Below are 6,109 nucleotides of genomic sequence, written 5' to 3' on the forward strand. Positions count from 1 at the left end.
AGCAAAGGCTTTAATGAAATTATGGATGCAAATTCTGGCTTTAAAGTTGTAGCTAGACAAGCAGCAAACTTTGACCGCGGTGAAGCGATGAAAGTAATGGAAGATATTCTTCAAGCAAATCCTAAGATTGATGGAGTATATGCAGCAAATGATGAAATGGCACTTGGCGCATTAGCTGCTATTGAAGCAGCAGGCCGTTTAGATGAAATCACGTTAATTGGCTGTGATGCCATTGACCCATCGATTGAAGCCATTAAAGCTGGTAAATTAGAAGCAACAATTGCTGAGCCGCCGTTCTTCCTTGGAAAAGAAGCAGTGATTACTGCTCAAAAAATTTCTAAGAAAGAAAATGTTGAAAAAGAAGTCATTCTTGATTCTACACTTGTTACTAAAGAAAACGTGAATGAAGTAAAAACGAAATAATCATAGTTTATAAGGTAAAAACGCAATCGCATTGCGTTTTTACTTTTATTATCTCGAAAATATAGTAGAGGCGGGTAAGTATATGTCAAAAGTTATTGTTGTCGGAAGTTATGTTGTTGATTTAATGAGTCGCACTCCTCATCTCCCGAAACCGGGAGAAACAGTTCTTGGCGGGCCATTTCAAATGGGGCCTGGTGGGAAAGGTGGAAACCAGGCAACTGCTGCTGCTCGGAGCGGTTCTGAAGTGACGTTTTTAACCAAATTGGGTGATGATGTTTTTGGAAGAGAAGCATTGAACCACTTTAAGAAAGAAAATGTGAATACTGAATATATTAAAGTCGATCCGGAGCAGGCCACAGGAGCTGCTTTAATTGAAGTAGATGAAAAAGGCGAAAATAGTATCGTGGTTGCTCTAGGGGCATGTGGAACAATAACGGAAGAAGAGGTAATAGAAGCAGAAGAAAAAATAAAGGAAGCAGATATTGTGTTGATCCAATTAGAAACAAGCATTGAAGCAATTGTGACCACAGTGAAATTAGCTAGGAATCATGGTGTACCAATCATTTTGAATCCAGCCCCATATCAGGAATTTCCTAGGGAAATTCTGCGGGACGTCGCTTACATCACTCCAAATGAAACTGAGGCCTTCGAGTTGACCGGGATTGAAGTAAGAGATGAAAGTTCAGCACTTACAGCTGCACAAATAATTCATGAACTGGGTGTTAATTCAGTTATCATCACTTTGGGCAGCAAAGGAGCATTCCTATACACAGGAGGAGGCAACGGGGAACTGATTCCGAGTTTTACGGTTGAAGCGGTCGATACAACGGGAGCAGGAGATGCCTTTAACGGTGGATTTGCCCATGCGATTAGCAATGGTTATTCGGTGAAAAATGCCATGAAATTTGCCAACGCTGTTGCTGCCTTATCCGTCACAAAAATAGGCACAGCACCTGCCATGCCCTATAAGTATGAAGTAGAAGCATTACTAGCTAAAATGTAAAATAAAGAGCAGTAAATGCATCATTCACGGTGTCAGGCACCATGTGAAAAAAATTCACATGGTGCCTGACACCAATACCAACATTCATATAAATAACAACAAGCTGAGGGCCATTACTGCCATCCCTCCAATTAATCCATAGATTGATAGATGTGCTTCGTCATATCTTTTTGCAGCAGGCAGTAATTCATCGAGGGAGATGAAGACCATGATCCCGGCAACCGCTGCAAAAATAATTCCAAACATGATTTCGTTGAGAAACGGCATTAAGAAGAGGTAGGCGGCTAACGCTCCAACTGGTTCAGACAAACCAGACAAGAACGATAGTTTAAAAGCCCGCTTCTTATCACCAGTCGCAAAGTAGACAGGTACGGAGACGGCGATGCCCTCGGGTATATTGTGAATCGCAATCGCGACGGCAATGGCAATCCCAAGTGCAGGGTCTTGCAGCGCCGAAGTAAAGGTGGCAATCCCTTCCGGAAAGTTATGAATTCCGATCGCAAGAGCTGTAAACGTGCCCATTTTTAACAAATCTGGCTTTTCCCCAGTACTCGTACTTCCTCCCCTTGTCATGTCCTCGACTTTCTTTAGTTCATGGGGGTTACTCTGCTTAGGAATAAATTTATCAATGCTAGCGATTAACAGCATCCCAGCAAAAAATCCGCCGACAGTTAACCAGTTTCCTAATCCAATGCCCAAGGAATCAACAAGAGCTACCTTGGCCTTTACAAAAATTTCAACCATCGATACATAGATCATGACACCTGCAGAGAATCCGAGAGTTACGGATAAAAATTTAGTATTGGTATGTGAGGTGAAAAACGCAAGGATGCTGCCAATTCCTGTGGCCAGCCCTGCAAACAATGTTAATCCAAAGGCTAATAACAGATTTTCAGTCACTGTGATCACTCCTTCATGAACTGAATCCGTATATAGAAATGGGACGTAGTTTCCACTACATCCCCTTGTTCTATAGGTTTTATCTCAATATATTATATTGGTGTCAGGCACCACATTATTCCTCGTCTTTTTTCTGCTTTTTCTGAGCCTCTTGGAGAGCGAGGAGGATGTCTTGAACGTCGATTTTTCCATCGTTGTTTAGGTCGGTAAGTGTATTTTCCGGACCTTCTTTCGGCGGTGCTGCCGGTGTTGGAGTTGAAGCAGTCGGTGCCTGAGCAACAGCTGTCTGCTTCGGTCTAAAAGCAAATGTAAACAACAGGAGGATTATGATGAGAACGCCAGAAACACCATCCACGATATAGAAGATTGTGGCGTAATCCGACCAGAGTGTTTTACTGCTGCCCATCTTTTTCTCAGCGTTCGCGATATATTGTTTGATTTCAGAATGATTTGGGTAAATCCGCTGAACCGCCTCAAATTTTTCTAACGCATGCTTATAGTAGCCGCCCCAGTATAGATTAAGTCCTTCTTGGTAAAGCTTATCCGTTTCGCTCTTTGCATTTTTCGCCCCAGCTTGGTTTACAAATTCTTTGACCGTATTAACAGGAACAGCAAAGTTAAAGCCTTGAACTTCTTGGCCATTGACTGTGTCTCCCCTAAAGGTGAGCAGCCCAATGATTTCACCTTTTTCATTGATGACAGGTCCACCGCTATTCCCGTGCGTGGCGGCGGCGTTAATTTGGATGACCGGACTTCCTTGTTCTGTCTTTTTGGAAGTAGCAGAAATTTGACCTGCATTCATGGAAGAAACTAACGATGAATCAGGGGATAATAGATCCGAATCGGCAGCGGCTGGATATCCGCTGACCCAAATGTTATCTTGGTTCTGGATATTATCAGAATCTCCAAGTGGTAAAGTCGGTAAGTTTTTGCCTTCGATTTTTAGAACGGCGACATCTTTTCCTTCATTAATGGGAGCCCCGTAGCTTTTCACTTCGCCATCAAGGACATCTCCACCAGGTAAAATTACTTTGATAACCTTTTGAATTTCCGAGTATTGTGTGTATTGGACCATATATTTATAGGCAGTTTCATAGTCTACCTTAAAATAGTCTGCGATGATCGTTACTAGTTGTTCAAATGCAGCATTGGCAATTTCCGCATCTTCCTGTTGAGTCGCTTCCACCACATGAGCATTTGTAACGATATAGCCGTTTGAGGTAATAATGGCCCCTGAACCTGAGCCGCCCACGATTGATTGGTTATTTAGCTGTTCTAATATGGCAATGACTTCTGGATCATAGGGGTTATTAAACTGCCATTGCACAACAGCATAGTCGAGAATACGTACCACTGCTGGCTTCGAGTACTCGGCAAGTTTTTGGGCTTGAGCTATTTTCCCAGCCGCTGGTTTAAGATTGATTAGGAATATGGAAGCTACCATGACTGCGATAAGCAGCAAACTGATAGGTATGGTAAAAAGGGCCCTTTTTTTCAAAACATCATTCACTCCTAGGTTGGATATTTTTCAAAATTTACTCTGCAATATATTCGCCCTGACGAGAAAAGTAATATTGTACAAAGAAATTTTTAGAAAATACCAAGGTGACATTTGAAGTTGAGGAGTATGATTTTTTCATAAATGAGCAATCTTTGGTATCATGTTAGTGAATGAAATTTTATGGAACGAAGGATACTTGGAGGCCGCTATGGAGAATCAATTGAAGGTTATGACTGTATTTGGAACGAGACCGGAAGCAATAAAAATGGCTCCCTTGGTAAAAGAATTAGGGAAATACCCTGATCACATTAAACCGATTGTTACGGTAACCGCGCAGCACCGCGAGATGCTTGATCAGGTGTTGCAAATTTTTGAAATTACTCCTGATTATGATTTAAATATAATGAAGGAACGACAAACGTTGCTAGAAGTAACAACCCGGAGTTTAGAAGGGCTCAATCAAGTTCTTGCCGACGTCAAGCCAGATATTGTCCTGGTCCATGGTGATACGACGACCACCTTTGTCGCGAGCTTAGCTGCTTTTTATCATTCGATTCCGATCGGACACGTCGAAGCTGGACTCCGGACTCATAATAAATATTCCCCTTACCCGGAGGAAATGAACCGTCAGTTGACGGGAGTGTTGGCGGATCTTCACTTTTCGCCAACCTCCCAATCGAAGCAAAACCTTTTGTTAGAAAATAAGCGGGAAGAATCGATTTATATCACTGGAAATACGGCCATCGATGCGCTAAAAACAACAGTAAGGGGAAATTATTCACATCCTGTTTTAGACCGCCTTGGGAGTGATCGATTAATTCTCATGACGGCCCATCGCAGGGAAAACACAGGGGAGCCAATGGAAAACATGTTCCGTGCGATTCGACGATTGGTTGAAAAGCATGAGGATGTTCAGGTGGTGTATCCAGTTCATATGAATCCTGTCGTTCGCGAGATTGCCAATCGTGTGTTGGGCGAACATGAAAGGATTCATCTCATCGAACCCCTAGATGTGATCGATTTCCACAACTTTGCTTCAAGAGCCTATTTGATTTTAACGGACTCTGGCGGTGTCCAGGAAGAGGCGCCATCCTTAGGTGTACCGGTGCTAGTGTTGCGTGATACCACCGAGCGCCCTGAAGGAATTGAAGCGGGCACACTTAAACTTGCTGGAACAGATGAGGAAACGATTTTTGATCTTGCAGATGAGCTGCTTTCAGACCGTGCCGCCCATGACAAAATGGCTCACGCTTCCAATCCTTATGGAGATGGCTACGCTTCTGAACGCATCGTTAAAGCCATCCTCCACTACTTCAAAAAAGAAGAACGGCCATCGGACTTAGGAGAATAGAGTGGTTGAGAATGATTGATTAAGGGGATATGGTTAGATGAAATTAAATAAGATTCATCATGTGGCGGTCATTTGTACGGATTATGAAAAATCAAAGGATTTTTATGTGCGAATTCTTGGGCTTACTCCCATAAATGAGGTATATCGGGAGGAACGAGATTCCTATAAGCTTGATTTAGCAGTGAATGGTCAATATCAAATTGAATTGTTTTCGTTCCCGGCCCCAGCTGAACGGCCAAGCTATCCTGAAGCCACTGGATTAAGGCATCTTGCTTTTGAAGTAGATGATATCGACGAAGCGGTTCAACATATGACCAATCATCAAGTGAATGTTGAAGATGTCCGTGTTGACCCAGTAACAAACAAGAAATTCACCTTCTTCGCAGACCCAGATGGGCTGCCGATTGAACTGTATGAGCGGTAGTTTTATCTAATTCAGTAACACGATTAAAAGCCAAAAAGAGCAGGACCCGTGGTCTTGCTCTTTTTTTAGATGTAATTGCGTAGTGCTTAGTGCAAAAACTAAAAACTGCCCAATCCCTGCCTTGGACTAGGCAGGCCATATTCGCTTGGAGACCATGTTCCATAGCCGCTTACACTGGGAGCTGGTTGGAACGGCTGCCCGAACATGTTCATAGTGGGTCCAACTCCTGGGTAACCCGGGGTGCCGGCAGTCGGATAGCCTAATCCATATCCTCCGCCAAGCCCGGGACCATATGGATTATAACCTTGAATAGGTGCTCCAGGGAAGCCCCCGAATCCACCATATCCAGGGAAGCCTCCATAACCTCCGCCCAATCCATAACCTCCTGGATTAGATGCATTTGCCAGCCCAACCCCACCTAAATACCCTAATCCAAGCCCAAGCAGGCTAGAACCTAATGACCCAAGATTAAATCCTGAATGGCCGCCATGGTTGTGATGCTGTCCA

General features: G+C 43.4%; 7 protein-coding genes. 4 read left to right on the plus strand and 3 right to left on the minus strand.

From position 1 onward, the window contains the following. A partial coding sequence (locus V7659_RS24965; protein ID WP_335542815.1) for a substrate-binding domain-containing protein occupies positions 1-423 on the plus strand: 423 nt, incomplete at its 5' end. Between the two features lie 82 nt (positions 424-505). Continuing rightward, positions 506-1,426: a ribokinase gene (rbsK, locus tag V7659_RS24970; RefSeq protein ID WP_335542816.1), complete on the plus strand. Its 921-nt coding sequence runs from the start codon at positions 506-508 to the stop codon at positions 1,424-1,426. Positions 1,427-1,510: 84 nt separating this feature from the next. Here rbsK and zupT read toward each other — a convergent pair whose 3' ends face one another. Then, positions 1,511-2,326, minus strand: coding sequence for a zinc transporter ZupT (gene zupT, locus V7659_RS24975; protein WP_335542817.1), 816 nt, complete (start codon positions 2,324-2,326; stop codon positions 1,511-1,513). Positions 2,327-2,441: 115 nt separating this feature from the next. Further along, positions 2,442-3,824 carry a S1C family serine protease gene (locus tag V7659_RS24980; RefSeq protein WP_335542818.1) on the minus strand — a complete coding sequence of 461 codons (1,383 nt, stop codon included), beginning with the start codon at positions 3,822-3,824 and terminating at the stop codon, positions 2,442-2,444. Positions 3,825-4,035: 211 nt separating this feature from the next. On the opposite strand from V7659_RS24980, the gene wecB reads away from it, so the two are divergent. Together wecB and gloA2 are read left to right on the plus strand one after the other, a co-directional pair. Beyond that, positions 4,036-5,178 carry a non-hydrolyzing UDP-N-acetylglucosamine 2-epimerase gene (wecB, locus tag V7659_RS24985; RefSeq protein ID WP_335542819.1) on the plus strand — a complete coding sequence of 381 codons (1,143 nt, stop codon included), beginning with the start codon at positions 4,036-4,038 and terminating at the stop codon, positions 5,176-5,178. Between the two features lie 37 nt (positions 5,179-5,215). Beyond that, a complete protein-coding gene (gloA2, locus tag V7659_RS24990; RefSeq protein ID WP_335542820.1) occupies positions 5,216-5,602 on the plus strand; it encodes an SMU1112c/YaeR family gloxylase I-like metalloprotein in 387 nt (128 codons plus the stop codon). Between the two features lie 98 nt (positions 5,603-5,700). Here the strand turns inward: gloA2 and V7659_RS24995 are convergent. Next, on the minus strand, positions 5,701-6,109 hold a 409-nt coding region (locus tag V7659_RS24995; protein ID WP_335542821.1), incomplete at its 5' end, for a hypothetical protein.

Origin of the sequence: Neobacillus drentensis (assembly GCF_036966985.1) — a bacterium.
Classification (GTDB): Bacteria; Bacillota; Bacilli; order Bacillales; family Cytobacillaceae; genus Neobacillus; species Neobacillus drentensis_E.